This is a genomic window from Klebsiella sp. JN_Kp126 (genome assembly GCF_033843325.1).
GTDB classification, from domain to species: Bacteria; Pseudomonadota; Gammaproteobacteria; order Enterobacterales; family Enterobacteriaceae; genus Klebsiella; species Klebsiella michiganensis.
Window position 1 is genome coordinate 69443 of record NZ_JAWXQV010000046.1, and the last position, 16444, is coordinate 85886.

Genomic DNA, 16444 nt, shown 5'->3' on the forward strand with positions numbered 1-16444 from the left:
AGCGTAGCATCGCCGGGCGCAGCGATTACTTCCGCGCCTCGAAGGCAATTTTCACCGCCATCCCCGCCAGCACCGTCGCCATCAGCCAGCGCTGAAACTGCTGCCATAACGGGCGCCCCGCGAGAAACAGCGACACCTGCCCGGCCATCACCACAATCAGCGCATTAACCGCTACGCTAATGAGCGCCTGCGTCCCTCCCAGCACCAGCGACTGCGCAAGGATGCTGCCGTGTCCGGGAGAGATAAACTGCGGCAGCAGTGAGAGATACATGATGGCGATTTTAGGGTTCGCCAGGTTAGTAATAAAGCCCATCATAAACAGCTTACGGCCGCTATCGGCAGGCAGGTCGCGCACCGCAAAGACCGAGCGCCCGCCGGGCTTCACCGCCTGCCAGGCCAGATAAAGCAGATAGACCACGCCGCTGATGCGCAACGCGTCGTAAGCGTAGGGAACGGCGAAGATCAGTGCGGTAATACCGAACGCGGCGCACAGCATATAAAACACAAACCCCAGCGCCACCCCGCCGAGGGAGACCAGTCCGGCCCTTCTTCCCTGACAAATCGAGCGCGAAATCAGATAGATCATATTCGGCCCCGGGGTCAATACCAGGCCAAGGGCAACAAGCGCGAAGGTCAGCAGCGACGGTATCTCAGGCATAGCGTATCTCCGGTAAAGTGATGTGATGCCCAGGCGCGCGGCGGCGATCCCCATGCTCCCCGACAGTACCTGTCTAAAGCGCCAGTCACAGGGTGACGAACAGTATGACCGCGGTTGGCGATGCGCGACAACTCACCTGAACAGGTGGGCTAACTCTCCTTATCTTCAGCTTTTGCCGCCGCGCTGGAGCGGTAAATAAAGAACAGCGCCAGCCCCAGACAGACGATGGCCCCCAGCCGCCCCGCTGAAAAGGCAATGGCTTCGTTACCCAGCCAGCCAAAATTATCGATCAGCAGACTCATGGCCAGTTGGCCAAAAATCACCGCCACCGTGGCCGTCGCGGTACCGATACGCTGCACCGCCACCACCATAATTACGATATAGGGAACCCCGCAAAATGCGCCCAGCAGCTGCCATTTCGGCACATCCAGCAGCGTTGTCGACTGATGGGGGGCAAAATAAAAAATCAGCAGCGCCGTGATCAAGGCGCCCACCGCAAACGTGAGAAACGCGCTGCGAAATACGCCCACCTGGCTGCCCAAACGGCCGTTAATCGCCGCCTGCATACTCAACATCGCGCCGCCGACCAGCGCCAGCAAAATCATTATGCTACTCATGTTAACTCCTCAGCTTGTGGCGATCAGAATCAGGGCGACGATGATAAACAGCAGCGCGATAACCCGCCGTCCATCGATTTTACGTTTTGCCGAACCAAACAGACCGTAATGGTCAATCAGCAGGCTTTTGCATACCTGACCGGCCAGAATGCCGATCATCGTCATGGCGATACCGATAACCGGTACGGCAATGGTTAAGATGACGACGTAAATGGGCCCCAGTACGCCCCCGGTAAGCTGCCAGCCCGGTAAGGAGAAGAACGAGGGACCCTGCCTGGGGCCAAACAGCAGCATCAGCAGAAAGGTTAGCGCGCTGCCGACGCTAAAAATGCTGAAGGTGGCCCACAGGTCCCCTACCTGACCGGCAAGCGGCCCGAGTAGTCCGGCTTCCACGGATAACCCCATGCCGCCGGCAATCACAAGAAAAATAAGTAATAACTGCATCGTTGATATCCGATTATTGATTGGGTGGCAGAGCATAAAGCAGCGAAGTAATGTGAAAAACGATACAATCAGGGAAACACTTTTGCGGATATTGCATTAATGAGCGATGCGGGTAATGTAAATTTTCGGGCGCTACAGCTGTTTATCGCCGTCTATGACAGCCAGAGTTTCTCCGTGGTGGCGAGGCGGGAAGGCGTTTCGCCCTCGATGGTGTCGCGCGTCATTCACCAGCTTGAGGATGCGCTCGGCCAGCAGCTCTTTTATCGTAATACCCGGGCGGTGGTTCCCACCGAAGCGGGACGCCTGTTTGCCGAACATGCCAGAGGGCTCGGCGAACGGTTCAGCGTTGCCAGGCGCGACCTGCAGGACCGTCGTCTTGAGCCGGGTGGACTGGTGCGGATCAACGCCCCGGTCTATTTTGGCCAGCGCCATATCGCGCCGTGGCTGCCGGGGCTGACGCAGCGCTATCCACAGATGCAAATTGCGCTGGCGCTGACCGATGATTTTATCGATCCGCACCGCGAAGCGACCGACCTGATTTTCCGCATCGGCAGCCTGCCGGACTCCAGCGTTCATGCCAGAGTACTGGGTATGCAGCATCACTATCTGGTTGCGGCTCCGGACTATCTGCAGCGCTGCGGCACGCCGGAGAAACCGGAAGATCTTCGCCATCACAGCACGCTGGTCTACAGCGGTTCAAATGGACCTAACCGCTGGCTGTTCCGCCTCGCGGAGGGAGAATGGGTTCACTATCCGCAAACGCCGCGGCTGGCATCAAATAACGCCGATGCGCTGCTGACCGCTGCGCTGGGAGGCATGGGGGTGGTGCTCTTTCCCGATTGGATGGTCAATGAAGCCATGGGGGCTGGAAGGCTGGTTCAGCTGATGCCTCACTACAGCGCGGCGATCGGCAGCAGCCCCTCGCCGATGTCGGCGATCTACCCTCACGCCCGTCATCCTTCGTTAAACGTACGTGCGGTAATAGACTATTTTATCGACGCTTTTGGTACGCCTTTATACTGGCAGCGCTAAGCCGTTTTACGCACTAAAATTGTCGTAACTCAAACAATCGGTCTTCGCTGGCGGGGATGATGTCTTAACGATTCCTTTACGCGTATGTTACGACTATTGTGGTTGAGTCAATACTGAACAATCAATCATTGAACAATGATATATGTTCGGTTTTTACAAAGGCATTGAACGGAAATAACTATTAAATCCGTAGACTCATTCAAATATCGCTTACTGGTAGCAGTGTATATCGTAATGGCATTCACAAAAGCAAACGGAGCCTGATATGAGCACGTCAAACGATCCTTCGAATACCCCGTCGGCAGGGAAATGCCCTTTCCACGCCGAGACGGCGACGCCCACCCAGAGCGCGGGCGGTGGCACCGGCAACCGCGACTGGTGGCCAAATCAACTACGGGTGGATCTGCTGAATCAGCACTCCAATCGTTCAAACCCGCTGGGCGAACACTTTAACTACCGCGAAGAGTTTAAGAAGCTCGACTACTCGGCCCTGAAGGCCGATCTGCGCGCCCTGCTCACCGATTCTCAGGAGTGGTGGCCAGCGGACTGGGGTAGCTATATCGGGCTGTTTATTCGTATGGCGTGGCACGGCGCCGGTACCTATCGTACCGTTGACGGACGCGGCGGCGCGGGCCGCGGCCAGCAGCGTTTCGCACCGCTCAACTCCTGGCCGGATAACGTCAGCCTCGACAAAGCCCGTCGCCTGCTGTGGCCGGTAAAACAAAAATACGGGCAAAAAATCTCCTGGGCCGACCTCTATATGCTGGCAGGCAACGTGGCGCTGGAAAATGCCGGTTTCCGTACGTTTGGCTTCGGTGCCGGTCGTGAAGACGTTTGGGAACCGGATCTGGACGTCGACTGGGGTAACGAAACCGAATGGCTGGCCCATCGTCATCCGGAAAGCCTGAATCAGCAGGCCATCGGCGCGACCGAAATGGGGCTGATTTACGTCAACCCTGAAGGCCCCAACGCCAGCGGCGATCCGCTCTCCGCCGCCTCCGCGATTCGCGCGACCTTCGGCAATATGGCAATGAATGATGAAGAGATCGTCGCGCTGATCGCCGGCGGTCATACGCTGGGCAAAACCCACGGTTCCGCGGTGACCAGCCACGTTGGCGCAGAGCCGGAAGCGGCGCCGATTGAAGCGCAGGGACTCGGCTGGGCGAACAGCTACGGCAGCGGCGCGGGCGCCGACGCGATCACCTCCGGTCTGGAAGTGGTCTGGACGCAAACGCCGACCCAGTGGAGCAACTACTTCTTCGAAAACCTGTACAAATATGAGTGGGTGCAAACCCGCAGCCCGGCAGGCGCGATTCAGTTCGAAGCGAAAGATGCGCCGGAGATCATTCCTGACCCGTTTAATCCGGAGAAAAAACGCAAGCCGACCATGCTGGTCACCGACCTGACGCTGCGCTTCGACCCGGAGTTCGACAAGATTTCCCGCCGCTTCCTTAACGACCCGCAGGCCTTTAACGAAGCCTTTGCCCGCGCGTGGTTTAAACTTATCCACCGCGATATGGGGCCGAAGTCCCGCTACATGGGCCCGGAAGTGCCGAAAGAAGATCTGATCTGGCAAGATCCGCTACCGGCGGCGGTCCACACCCCAACCGCAGAGGATATCGCGACGCTGAAAACCGCCATTGCCGACGCCGGCCTTTCGGTCAGCGAGCTGGTTTCCGTGGCCTGGGCATCGGCCTCCACCTTCCGCGGCGGCGATAAACGCGGCGGCGCCAACGGCGCGCGTCTGGCGCTGGAACCGCAGAAATCCTGGCCGGTAAACGCCATCGCGTCCCGCGTGCTGCCGACCCTGCAGGGGATTCAGCAGGCATCCGGTAAAGCGTCGCTGGCCGATATTATCGTTCTGGCCGGCGTGGTGGGCATTGAGCAGGCTGCCGCGGCGGCGGGCGTTCAGGTTAGCGTTCCCTTCGCCCCTGGCCGCGTCGATGCGCGTCAGGATCAGACCGATGTGGAAGCGATGGATCTGCTGCAGCCGCTGGCCGATGGTTTCCGCAACTATCGTCGCGTTGGCGGCGGCATCTCCACCGAAACGCTGCTGATTGATAAAGCGCAGCAGTTAACGCTGACGGCGCCGGAAATGACGGTACTGGTGGGCGGTCTGCGCGTGCTGGGCGCGAACTTCGACGGCAGCCGACACGGCGTGTTTACCGACCGCGTGGGGGTGTTGAGCAATGATTTCTTCGCTAACCTGCTCGATATGGGGACCGTCTGGAAAGCCGCTGACGAGCACGCTGAGCTGTTTATCGGCCGCGACCGTAAGAGCGGCGAAGAGAAATATACCGCGACCCGCGTTGACCTGGTGTTTGGCTCCAACTCCGTCCTGCGCGCCCTGGCTGAAGTGTATGCCTGCAGCGATGCGCGGCAGAAGTTCGTGAATGACTTCGTTGCCGCATGGACCAAGGTGATGAACCTCGACCGCTTCGATCTGTAATCCTTTCCCCGGCAGAAATGCTAAACCCGGGCCAATGGCCCGGGCTCCTCTTATCTAATCCAGATTGTCAGCAGAATAATGATGGCCGCAATAATCGCCACCTGAATAAAGACTTTATCCAGCGATCCTCTGCGCATCGCGCCCCCTTTTTCAGAACAGGATTTGCCAGATAGCCAGCAACAGCACCAGCAGACCCACCAGGAAAAATATCAGCGCGATGAGGGTGTCCGGAGAACGATTCATCTCTGCGCCTCCTTATCATCAGAACCACTGACCAAAGCGTTTGATATAGAAACGCTTCATGCCCTGCGCAACCAGGCAGTAGCTGAGCAGCGTCGCGATCAGCCACGGGAAGTAGCTCAGCGGCAGCGGCTCCAGCCCGACCATCGCCCCCAGCGGCGAGAATGGAATGTAGATGCCCATCGCCATAATGACCGCGGTGGTGAGCAGCACCGGCAACGTCGCTCGACTCTGGATAAACGGAATTTTCTGCGTTCTCAGCATATGCACCACCAGCGTTTGCGACAGCAGCCCTTCAATAAACCACCCGGACTGGAACAGCGCCTGGGCTTCGACGTGATTCGCCGCAAACACGTACCACATCAGCGCGAAGGTGGTGATATCAAAAATGGACGACGTCGGGCCAATCCACAGCATAAAGCGGCCGATATTTTTCGCATCCCACTTGCGCGGCTTACGCAGGAATTCCTTATCCATCTTGTCCCACGGCAGCGAGAGCTGAGAGAGATCGTACATCAGGTTCTGGATCAGCAGATGAATCGCCAGCATCGGCAGAAACGGAATAAACGCGCTGGCCACCAGTACCGAGAAGACGTTGCCGAAGTTAGAGCTGGCGGTCATATTCAGGTACTTAATGATATTGCCAAAGGTCTCACGCCCTTTGATCACCCCTTCTTCCAGCACCATCAAATCCTTTTCCAGCAGGATGATATCGGATGCCTCTTTGGCGATATCCGCCGCGCTGTCGACGGAAATACCAACGTCCGCATCGCGCAGCGCCGGCGCATCGTTGATGCCATCGCCGAGGAAGCCGACGGTGTGGCCGTTTTTCTGCAGCGTTTTCAGGATGCGCGACTTCTGCAGCGGCGTCAGTTTGGCGAATACCGAACGCGTTTCCACTTCGCGCTCCAGTTCGTTATCCGTCATCGCTTCAATCTGCGTGCCGGTCAGGATACCGTGGGCATCAATCCCCACTTCCAGGCAAATACGCGCCGTGACCACCGGGTTATCGCCGGTCAACACTTTGACCGCCACGCCGTTATCGCGCAGCGCGGTAATCGCTTTTCCCGCGCTCTCCTTCGGCGGATCGAGGAAGGTCAGCATCCCTTCGACCGTCAGCCCCTGCTCATCCGCGGCGCACAGCGGGGTTGTCAGGGCGGAGTCATCCAGCTTGCGGGTCGCGACCAGCAGCACGCGGAAACCCTGGGCGTTGTAATCCTGCGTTTTGGCTAACAGCAGATCGCGGCGGGTTTCATCCAGCGCAACCACGCGGTCGCCTTCGCGCAGATGCGTGGCCACCATCAGCATCTCTTCGACCGCGCCTTTGCAGATCAGGCTTTTATCGCCGTGGCGGACATCTTCCACCGACACCGAGACCCGACGGCGGACAAAATCAAACGGCAGTTCATCAAGCTTCACGAAGCGCTCTTTGGTCGCTGGCGCAATCCGCCCCTCGCCAAAGCGCAGCACCGCCCGGTCCATCAGGTTGCGCGCCCCGCTCTGGCTGCTGCTGTTGAGCCACGCCAGCGTCAGCACCCGGTCGCTCTCGCTGCCGCTGACGTCAAGATGATGCTCAAGAATGATATTGTCCTGCGTCAGCGTGCCGGTTTTATCGGTGCACAGCACGTCCATGGCGCCAAAGTTCTGAATGGCGTTCAGCCGCTTGACGATCACTTTGCGCCGCGACATGGCGATAGCGCCTTTCGCCAGGTTTGAGCTGACGATCATCGGCAGCATTTCCGGCGTCAGGCCCACCGCGACCGCCAGGGCAAACAACGATGCCTCAACCCAGTCTCCTTTGCTGAAGCCGTTAATCAGCAGCACAATCGGCACCATCACCAGCATAAAACGGATCAGCAGCCAGCTGACGCTGTTTACCCCACGGTCGAACGCCGTCTGGGTGCGCGTACCGACAATGGACTTCGCCAGCGAACCAAACCAGGTGCGGTTTCCGGTGGCCACCACCACCGCCTGCGCCCTGCCGCTGGTCACGTTGGTGCCCATCAGACAGATATTGCCCATCTCCAGCAGGCTTTTATCTTTGTTCGGCTCGGGAAGCCTGTCGCACCCTTTGCCGGACACGCTGGCCAGAACGTCATACTTTTCCACCGGCAGCGATTCGCCGCTAAGTATCGACTGGCTGACGAACAGGTCCCGGGACTCCAGCAGGCGGACATCCGCCGGAACCAGATCCCCCGCAGCCAGGAAGATGATGTCACCGGGCACCAGTTCCTCAATGGCAATCTCCTCCTGCGCCGGCCCCATGTTACCAGGACCGCGACGCAGTACCGTCGCCGTGGTGCGAACCATGGATTTCAGCGCCTGCGCCGCTTTGTTGGTGCGAAACTCCTGCCAGAAACGCAATAACCCGCTCAGGCTGACCATCGTGACGATAATGATAATCCCGGTCAGATCGGTCTCTTCGCCGTTACGCAGCGGTAGCCAGTAATCGGTCACGAAGCTGACGGCGGCCAGCGCCATCAGGACATAGATAAACGGGTTATTGAATGCCCGCAAAAGCTGGATTAGCGCCGGCGGCGCCTGCTCGTGCGCGACTTCATTGCGGCCATATTCATTCAGCCGTTCAAGGGCATCTTCGGTGGTGAGCCCCTGACGGCTGCTGTTGAGCCGCGCCAGCGTATGATCCGGGCTGTTAAATGCCTCGGTTTCAATGGCGAAGCTTTTTTTATGCTGCTTATCATTTTCTGACGCAGACCGGTTTATTTTCCGGTTTTCTATTTTCATGTCAGTCATGATTATTCCTCAAATTTAAGACGTCGTTATCCCTGCATAATTGACTTATGCATAATTCATTTTTACGTTATTAAACGCTTATTACTTTAATTGCCTGGGAATATCCATCATTCCCTCCTTAGACAAATCATTGCCAGAGTAGAATATCAGGGAGGCTAACTCCCCTCGACGCACCAGCGCACTGACGTAATGTTTTCGTCACCGCCAATTCTTGACATAATAAGATCTCGCGCTTTGCGGGAGTCGGTATTACCAACCAGTTCGATGCGGATTTCTTTATGTCCTTGTTCTTTTGCTGCTATCGACACCAGCCCCTGCAGGCTGAGCGTCATCTCTTTACTGATATTAAGCAATAGCTGACGAATCGCGTTTTCATGTTCGCTATGACAGATAATATTCAGGACGTAGCATTTTTCTTCTTCTGTCGCGCCGGGGATCTGATTAATTCTCTGCGCCGCTTCGCGCAGTAGAATATTGGCGCACAGGATGATCAGCGTTGCCGCCGCCGCTTGCCAGAACTGGCCTAAGCCACACAGTACGCCAATCGCCGCAGAGCACCACAGGGTTGCCGCGGTATTCAGGCCGCGCACGTTCATGCCTTCCCGCATGATGACCCCGGCGCCGAGAAAACCAATTCCGGAAACCACCTGCGCGGCAATACGTCCCGGACTATCCGGCGATGTGGAGATAGAGCTCAGAATAAAAACCGCCGCGCCGGTGGCGACCAGTGCATTGGTGCGCAGGCCAGCCATCCGCTGACGCCACTGTCTTTCGGCGCCAATCAGCGCGCCCAACAGCATCGCGGCGAGTAAATTTGCGATATAAGGAAACATCAACATAGCTTCCTCCATTTTTGCTGGAAGAATTAACTACGTGCTTTATTAAGCACACGACAAATTGTCGCCAGAGAGGCGATTAACGTCGCGTTGACGGTGGAGGGAATAATGTATTTTTAAACATGAACATGACGATTATCCTCGCAGCCATGCTGCGTTATTTTTTATGGGATGCAATCGTCTGGATGAGGAGATTGCTGCCCGCCGGTTGGCAAGCAGCGCAGAAAAAATAGCGTCAGCTTGCCTTGATGTTTAAGTAAGGGTGACTGTCCAACATATTTCTCCTGTGTGAATTTGTGCTCATTATAGTCATTCAATTATTTGAGTAAAGTTAAAATCTCGCTTTAGTGACGATTTGTTTAAAATGACCTTAATGCGCTAAGCCTGCCCGTCAGGATTAACCCCGGCGTGAACCGGGGTTAATTCACTAGTCAAAGACGCCATTAATTATCGACGTCACGATCGCCGTACTCAGCGCGATCAGCACTAAATCCTGGCCCACCACGCGCCATTCATAGCCAGGATAGTAAGGCAGTTCGTTGAGCATCGATGCCGGAACCGCTTTTTTTGCAATCCCCGGAGGTAAGGGTTTACCGCGAGCCAGATTTTTGGCGATTCCCGGCGGCAGCGACTGATAGCCGGTTAAACCGTAGTTTACCGCCAGCGAACGCGCTCTGGAGAAGCTGATATCAGCGGAGACATGATCGGGTTTGCCGTAGTTTTTTCTCTGCCCCGGATTTCCTTCTTTCTGACCCTGGTTGCCCTTATCAACGTTGTTTTTACCGCTATTGCCGTTGTTACCGTTATTGCCATGGTTACCGCTATTCCCACCACTGTTGCCATGGTTACCGCTATTTCCACCGCCGTTGCCACCGCCGTTACCGGGATTAGCGAAGACCGGCGTAGCCATCATTGACAGCGAAAGCGCCGCCGCCAGCGCTGCTTGTAAAATTTTCTTACTAGACATGATTATTTTCCTGAGTGGGAGTACTCGCTTTGAATGTAGGTGAATAACCTGAGCGCAACAATCTCTCGTTATCTTAAATTTATTTCAGGTCAAACTTAGCGGCCCGATGGTGAATTCCTTCACCCCGCGGCCGGGCCACAGGCGAAAACCAGCACACAACGCCAGCCAAACCACATTGGCATTATTTTATTCTGCAAATCTCTCTCCCCCGATGCGATTAAAAATTTAAAACCATTAACAATCAAATAACATTAGCAGGCAAACATTTTATCTGAGGAAAATAATAATATGTCTACCACCCAGGTTCTGGGCGACGCCGCGTTCGCCTCCCCAGGACATCCCCACTCCAGCCTGACCGCTCGCATCGATGCGCTCCCCGCCTCCGTTGGCCTGTGGTCTTTTATCACCCTCCTGGCGCTGGGCGGCTTCTTCGAGCTGTACGATCTTTTTCAGACCGGCTATATCAGCACCGGGCTGCTGGCAGAGGATATTTTCCATACCGGCGAGCAGGGTATCTTCGGTATCTCCGACCAGGCCGCCTTCGCGTCGTCCACCTTTATGGGGCTGTTTATTGGCGCCAGCCTGCTTGCGCCGCTGGCGGATAAGCTGGGCCGCCGCCTGACGTTTATGTTTGCCCTCGCCTGGTACGGCGTATTTTCGCTGATGATGGCCCTGCAAAGCAGCGCTGAAGGGGTTATCTTCTGCCGCTTTCTGGTCGGCGTCGGTCTCGGCATTGAGCTGGTGACCATCGACACCTATTTAAGCGAATGGGTGCCGACGCATCTGCGCAATAAAGCCTTCGCTTTCGCCTTCTTTATTCAGTTTTTATCGGTTCCCGCCGTGGCGCTGATGTCGTGGCTGCTGGTGCCGATTACCCTTTTCGGCCTGACCGGCTGGCGCTGGGTGATTATCTTCGGCGCGCTCTGTTCGCTGATTATCTGGGTTATCCGCAAGAAGCTGCCGGAGTCGGCGCGCTGGCTGGATGAAAAAGGCCGCCACGAGGAAGCCCATAAGGTGATGTGCGAAATGGAACAGCGCTGCGGCGTTTCTCCCTCGCCACGCCACCAGGTTGAGAGGCAGGATAACCCGCGCAGGCTGGGAAGCTTTAAAGCGATCTGGGCGCCGCAGTACCGCAAACGTACGATCATGCTGATGGTAATGAACTTCTTCCAGGCCATCGGCTTCTTTGGCTTCGGCAACTGGCTACCGGCCCTGCTTTCCGGCCAAGGGGCGAGCATCACCCACAGCCTGCTGTATGCGTTCTTTATTACCCTCGCCTATCCGATTGGCTGTCTGTTCTGCACCCGCTTCGTTCATCGTTTTGAAAACAAATGGCAAATTGTGCTTTCCGCGCTGATGACGGTGGTGTTTGGCACCCTGTTTGCCCTGCAGAACAGCCCGGTGCTGCTGGTGATTTGCGGGTTTATGATCACCTGGTCAAACGCCTGGCTGACCATTAGCTATCACGCCTACCAGGCCGAAGTTTTCCCGACCCACATTCGCGCGCGGGCGGTCGGCTTCTGCTACTCCTTTAGCCGGCTGTCGACGGCGATCACCAGCATTTTGATCGGCATTATTTTGCAATACGCCGGTACCCCAGGCGTGATTAGCTTTATCGTCGCCAGCATGCTGATGGTGATGCTGTCGGTGGGCATCTTTGGTCCGAAAACTCGCGGGATCAGCCTGGAGAATATTTGACGGTAGCCGCCGCCGGGTTAGCCGGCGGCGCGCGTGGCTAATCTTTTCTCCTGAACCCGCAGTAGCCACGGCAGCGGCAATGCGCTCAGGGCGCAGAGCAGCAATATCCCCTGCATCGCCCGCTCGCCGTTGCCGTCAACCGAGAGCACCCACGACGAAAGCAGAAAGGCCGCCGCCGTACTTAATGACATCAGGGTATTCTGTAAAAGCGTAAACCCGGACCTGGCGCTATCCGCTGGAAAACGCATTGCCACAGCCGATGAGGCCACCAGACGACAGTAGGCGGCGGCCAGAAACAGCACCATAAACAGTGCGCCGCCGCGGTTGCAGGTAAAAGCGATGCTCAGGCTCAGTATAAACAGCAGACTGGCCAGCAGGCTGATGCGGTAGCCGCTGTAATGCTGGCATAGCTTGCCGGTGAGTTTAGTTGCGCATAGTCCGGCCACGCCTCCGCCGAAAAAGAGCCACGGCAATTCATCGCCGCTGGCCCCCATTTTCACCGTCAGTAACGGTACCAGCAGCGGAATGATTAACATCGGACTGAACTGCGCGAGCGCGTTGCCGGAGGCGTAAAACAGCACCGATGACGACCAGCGCAAACCCGCCTGACGGCTCGCCTCGATGGGTTGCTCCGGCAGCGCCAGTTGTATCAGCGGTAACGCGATTAAGCAGAGTCCGCCGATCGTCGCGGGGGCTATCTGCCAGCCGATTTTTGCACTGAGAAATAGCATCGTCGGCATACCGACAATACTGACCAGCGAGAATGCGGCAATCGTGGAGGCCAATGCCCGCGGGCGCAGGTGCGGCGGCATAATGTTGATTAACAGACTGCTGCCCACGCCCATTGTGGTCCCGCCAACCAGACCGGCAAGAAAACGCCAGAACAATAATACGTCAAACCGGGTGGTAGTCAGCGTCATCATCGTTAATCCCCCCAACAGGACCATATTGCAGAGCAAAAAGCGCCGCGGTTTAACGTTACCGACCCATCGCCAGACGCTTACCCCAGCAATGACGGAAGCCAGCGTATAAACGCCGGTGACGTAACCCGCCTGGCTTACCGGCACCTGAAACGTCGGCGCCATCCAGGTAAATAAGGGATTAAAAATCATATATTCAAGGGCGTTGATGAATTGAACAAAGGCCACGATCAACGTTATTCGTACCAGATATCCGGGCATGTAAGACTCCTGACTATGTAATGCGGAGAGTCTAGCGTCTGGCAAAACCGGGCATAAGACGGTAAAAATGACGTTGTTAATTATCAAAATCGGGATAATCGAGAGTGAAAAAATTGGATCTCAACGCCCTGCGGGTCTTCGTCACCGTGGCGGAAAATGGCTCCTTTCGCGGCGGAGCAAAAGCGCTGCAGATGCCCTCATCGAACGTGAGCCGACAGATTTCGCAGCTTGAGGAGAGCCTTCAGCTACGCCTGATACAGCGCAGTACCCGGCACATGAAGCTGACCCCTGCCGGTCAGACGCTGCTCGCCAGTATGCGACCGGTGCTGGAGCAACTTGCCGCTACGGAAGCTGAACTGACGCAGCAGCAGGCCGAACCCGAAGGGCCGCTACGCCTGTGTCTTCCGAACGAAATTGGCCCCTCGCTGTTTGCGCCGCTGATGGCGCAATTTGCCATGCGCTATCCAAAAATAATCGTCAGCTGTACCACGAATCTGGCGGGAATGGAGGTGTTAAAAGAGGATGTGGATATTGCGGTGATTATCACCCGCGGCAAAATGGAAGACGCCAGCGTCATTGCGCGCCCGCTCTTTTCGTTTCCCTGCTGCGTGGTCGCTTCTCCGCAGCTGATTGCCAGAACGGGTATGCCGACACACAGCGAGCAATTAACCGCGCTACCCTGCATTACCACCGTCAGCGCCCTCGCGGGGCAAGCCTGGCAATTTGCCGCGGCGGACGGTAGCTTTAAAAAGGTTAACGTCAACGGGCACTATCGCGTCAACAGCGGCGAAATGGCGCTGCATGCCGCGCTTGCCGGCGTTGGCTTCGCTATTCTGGGGGAGAAACCCTGCCGCCCGTTTATCGATCGCGGTGAACTCCAGGAAGTCACGCTGGAGCTGCCGCCGGCGCCGTTACAGCTCTCCGCCCTCTATCGGGAGCGCCACTTTATGCCCGCCAGAACGCGCGTCTGGCTTGAATTTATCCAGTCGCAGATGGCCAGCTAAGCGCCGTCAGCCGACTGGCGTTCGCTAAAAATCACCTGCGCATCGGCGAAGCATTTTTCCGCCAGCGACGACACCGGCTCTTTGTTGCGCATGATCAGCGCCAGCATCGAGTCGACCTCCGTCTCGGCGATCGGCCTGATTTCCAGATTATCGCTTAGCGCTTCGAGGCCGTTGTTCAGCGGCATAATCGCACAGCAGATCCCGGCCTGCACCGCCTGGATGATCTGAAACGTGGAGTCGCTTTCAAAAACGTATTTTGGCGCCAGCCCCTTGGCCTTAAAGCTCATCTCAATCGATTCACGGTAGTACATGCCCTTGGTCAGAAAGCCCAGCGGCAGCGCGGCCAGGGTATCCCACTCAGGCGTCGCGTCGGCAAACTGATAATGACGCCTATCGTGCAGCAGCCCCATGCGGGTATTCGGCAGCCAGACCACGTTGAACAGTTGGCTATCGACGTGGTGCAGATAGCAGATCCCCAGATCCAGCTGGTTGCGGCTAACGCCGTCGATAATCTGTTCCGAGGTCATGGACAGCAGACTGAACTGCAGCTCCGGGTATTTATCCGCCAGCGGCTTGATCAGCTGCATCGGATTCAGGCTGGCTAAAGGCACCATCCCGACTCTTAGCTGGCCGACCATCTGCCCGCGACAGATAGCCGCCTCCGCCTCCAGCCCGTCGTGCGCCGCCAGCAGCGCTCGCGCCCAGGCCAGAATACGCTCGCCCTCTGGGGTAAACCCTTCAAACCGCTGCCCGCGCTGAATCAGCGTCAGATTAAGTTCTTCTTCAAGATTGCGGATACGCATCGATAGCGTGGGCTGGGTGATATGGCAGGCCGCCGCGGCCTGGCCGAAATGTCGTGTTCTGTCGAGCGCAATCAGGTACTTAAGCTGTTTAATATCCATTATCATCCACTGTTTGCGCAATCTGCTGGCAGCGCAGCAGGCAAAATGTTAGCTAAATGTTATGTTCTGCGTTGATGAAATTCAAGCGCCGGTGGACCGTTGCTCGTCCCGCGTGCCTGAGGCTACACTCATGCTATGCCCCGGCAGGAGAAACCGTTGAAAACTCGCCTTCATCACGTTCAGCAACACCGGCTCGCCATGCCGGGACTGGAAGCCATGTCGTTAGTCACGGAACAGAGTTTTCCGCGCCATTCCCACGACCAGTTCGGCATCGGGATTTTCACTCAGGGCGCGCAGAGTTCGTGGAGCCATCTGGGCAAAATTGAGGCCGCCGCCGGAAATATCATTATGGTTAATCCGGGGGAGATGCACGACGGTATCCCGCTGAATGGCCCGCGCAGCTGGCAGATGATCTATCTCGATCCCGAGCGGGTTGCCGCTGAATTTCAGGGGGCGATAAAGGCCGAAGATATTCTCCTGCGCCCGGTGGTCGAGGACCCGCAGCTGCGCGGACTGATGCTGCGGCTGTTTAGCGAGATTGTCGCCAGCGCCCCCGAGGATACCGCCGTGGAAGAGGCGCTACTGCTCTGCCTGATGCGGGTGAGCCGATACCATCTCTGCGCACGGCGGCCTGATAAAAGCGGTACCCCCTCCATCGCGCTGGCAAGGCAATATCTCGATGATGCCCCCGAAGAGAAAATCTCTCTCGAGGAGCTTGCTACCCTCTGCGGTCTCAGCCGCTTTCAGCTGATCCGCGGCTTCGCTCGCGAAACCGGCATCACGCCGCACGCTTATCTGGTACAGGCCCGCCTGCGCCTGGCGCGCCGCCTGCTCGCCGAAGGTCACTCCCCCGCCGATACCGCCTTCATGGCCGGCTTTGCCGATCAAAGCCATCTGACCCGCGCGTTTCAAAGGCAGTTCGCCATAACCCCAGGCAGCTATCAGGCGAGCCGCTAGCCGACGCTGTGCAATTTTGTTCAATACCGGCGCGCGGCTTTGCGAAATACTCAGGGCCTCGATTCTCTGCAACAGGAATGACATCATGGCGTTCATCACCCCTGAGTTTCTTTTGACTTCGCTGATTGTGGTCATCGCCCCCGGCACCGGGACGCTTTACACCATTGCCACCGGCCTGGCGGCGGGCAGAGGCATGAGTTTTGCCGCGGCCTTCGGCTGCACGCTGGGCATTATTCCGCATATGCTGGCGGCGATAACCGGGCTGGCGGCCATCCTCCACAGCACCCCCGGCGCCTTCGAGCTGGTGAAGTACGCCGGCGTCGCCTGGCTGCTGTACCTCGCATGGGTCACCCTAAACCAGCGCGGCAGCCTGAACGTGGAGGGCGTCGAGCAACGCAACCCGCGCCAGGTCATCAGCCACGCGATTCTGATTAATTTGCTTAACCCCAAGCTGCCGCTCTTCTTTCTCGCCTTTCTGCCGCAGTTTATCCAGCGCGGCTCGGCTTCGCCGATCGGGGAAATGCTGATCCTGAGCGCCGTTTTTATGCTGATGACGCTGCTGGTTTTTATGCTCTATGGCGCCTTTTCGGCGGCGATGCGCGGATACGTTCTGTCGCGTCCGCGGGTGTTACAGGGGCTGAGAGCCTGCTTTGCCGCCGGTTTTGTCGGGCTGGGGATTAAGCTGATTCTGGCGCAGAGGTAGCG

16 protein-coding genes are annotated in these 16444 nt (G+C 57.2%); 6 read left to right on the forward strand and 10 right to left on the reverse strand.

Annotated features, from left to right (window positions below):
- Positions 1 to 25 precede the first annotated feature (25 nt).
- The 3 genes from SIK97_RS06180 to SIK97_RS06190 all read right to left on the reverse strand — a co-directional run bounded on the left by SIK97_RS06180 (position 26) and on the right by SIK97_RS06190 (position 1719).
- Positions 26 to 658, reverse strand: coding sequence for a LysE family translocator (locus SIK97_RS06180; RefSeq protein ID WP_014229317.1), 633 nt, complete (start codon positions 656 to 658; stop codon positions 26 to 28).
- Positions 659 to 807: 149 nt separating this feature from the next.
- On the reverse strand, positions 808 to 1275 hold the full coding sequence (locus tag SIK97_RS06185) for a DMT family transporter (protein WP_057174025.1): 468 nt from the start codon (positions 1273 to 1275) through the stop codon (positions 808 to 810).
- A gap of 9 nt (positions 1276 to 1284) precedes the next feature.
- A complete protein-coding gene (locus SIK97_RS06190; protein ID WP_004850792.1) occupies positions 1285 to 1719 on the reverse strand; it encodes a DMT family transporter in 435 nt (144 codons plus the stop codon).
- A 99-nt stretch (positions 1720 to 1818) separates the two neighbouring features.
- On the opposite strand from SIK97_RS06190, the gene SIK97_RS06195 reads away from it, so the two are divergent.
- Positions 1819 to 2751: a LysR family transcriptional regulator gene (locus SIK97_RS06195; RefSeq protein WP_047723876.1), complete on the forward strand. Its 933-nt coding sequence runs from the start codon at positions 1819 to 1821 to the stop codon at positions 2749 to 2751.
- A 265-nt stretch (positions 2752 to 3016) separates the two neighbouring features.
- Positions 3017 to 5200, forward strand: a complete 2184-nt coding sequence (gene katG, locus SIK97_RS06200) for a catalase/peroxidase HPI (protein ID WP_032695023.1) — start codon at positions 3017 to 3019, stop codon at positions 5198 to 5200.
- Positions 5201 to 5250: 50 nt separating this feature from the next.
- On the opposite strand, the gene mgtU is transcribed toward katG, so the two are convergent.
- The 5 genes from mgtU to SIK97_RS06225 form a co-directional block, all read right to left on the reverse strand.
- Positions 5251 to 5337: a magnesium transporter protection protein MgtU gene (gene mgtU, locus SIK97_RS06205; RefSeq protein ID WP_251009858.1), complete on the reverse strand. Its 87-nt coding sequence runs from the start codon at positions 5335 to 5337 to the stop codon at positions 5251 to 5253.
- Between the two features lie 13 nt (positions 5338 to 5350).
- Positions 5351 to 5443: a protein MgtR gene (mgtR, locus tag SIK97_RS06210; RefSeq protein ID WP_014229313.1), complete on the reverse strand. Its 93-nt coding sequence runs from the start codon at positions 5441 to 5443 to the stop codon at positions 5351 to 5353.
- A gap of 18 nt (positions 5444 to 5461) precedes the next feature.
- A complete protein-coding gene (mgtA, locus tag SIK97_RS06215) occupies positions 5462 to 8194 on the reverse strand; it encodes a magnesium-translocating P-type ATPase (RefSeq protein WP_057174039.1) in 2733 nt (910 codons plus the stop codon).
- A 155-nt stretch (positions 8195 to 8349) separates the two neighbouring features.
- The gene (locus SIK97_RS06220; protein WP_025108277.1) at positions 8350 to 9045 is read right to left on the reverse strand and encodes an MgtC family protein; all 696 of its coding nucleotides are present in this window, start codon (positions 9043 to 9045) and stop codon (positions 8350 to 8352) included.
- 412 nt (positions 9046 to 9457) lie between these two features.
- Complete coding sequence (locus SIK97_RS06225; protein WP_049080918.1) at positions 9458 to 9997, reverse strand: anti-virulence regulator CigR family protein; 540 nt, start codon at positions 9995 to 9997, stop codon at positions 9458 to 9460.
- 288 nt (positions 9998 to 10285) lie between these two features.
- Here SIK97_RS06225 and SIK97_RS06230 point away from each other — a divergent pair, with 288 nt between their 5' ends.
- Positions 10286 to 11695: an MFS transporter gene (locus tag SIK97_RS06230; RefSeq protein ID WP_025108275.1), complete on the forward strand. Its 1410-nt coding sequence runs from the start codon at positions 10286 to 10288 to the stop codon at positions 11693 to 11695.
- 17 nt (positions 11696 to 11712) lie between these two features.
- Here SIK97_RS06230 and SIK97_RS06235 read toward each other — a convergent pair whose 3' ends face one another.
- Positions 11713 to 12876 (reverse strand): MFS transporter, encoded by a 1164-nt coding sequence (locus SIK97_RS06235; protein ID WP_057174038.1) that lies wholly within the window; start codon positions 12874 to 12876, stop codon positions 11713 to 11715.
- 104 nt (positions 12877 to 12980) lie between these two features.
- On the opposite strand from SIK97_RS06235, the gene SIK97_RS06240 reads away from it, so the two are divergent.
- Positions 12981 to 13880, forward strand: a complete 900-nt coding sequence (locus SIK97_RS06240; protein ID WP_032749148.1) for a LysR family transcriptional regulator — start codon at positions 12981 to 12983, stop codon at positions 13878 to 13880.
- On the opposite strand, the gene SIK97_RS06245 is transcribed toward SIK97_RS06240, so the two are convergent.
- Positions 13877 to 14782 carry a LysR family transcriptional regulator gene (locus SIK97_RS06245; protein ID WP_057174037.1) on the reverse strand — a complete coding sequence of 302 codons (906 nt, stop codon included), beginning with the start codon at positions 14780 to 14782 and terminating at the stop codon, positions 13877 to 13879. The two genes, SIK97_RS06240 and SIK97_RS06245, sit on opposite strands and share 4 nt — an antisense overlap.
- Before the next feature lie 156 nt (positions 14783 to 14938).
- Between SIK97_RS06245 and SIK97_RS06250 the strand changes: the two genes are divergently transcribed.
- Together SIK97_RS06250 and SIK97_RS06255 are read left to right on the forward strand one after the other, a co-directional pair.
- A complete protein-coding gene (locus SIK97_RS06250) occupies positions 14939 to 15739 on the forward strand; it encodes an AraC family transcriptional regulator (RefSeq protein WP_057174036.1) in 801 nt (266 codons plus the stop codon).
- 85 nt (positions 15740 to 15824) lie between these two features.
- On the forward strand, positions 15825 to 16442 hold the full coding sequence (locus SIK97_RS06255) for a LysE family translocator (protein ID WP_077270600.1): 618 nt from the start codon (positions 15825 to 15827) through the stop codon (positions 16440 to 16442).
- The last annotated feature ends 2 nt before the right edge of the window (positions 16443 to 16444 follow it).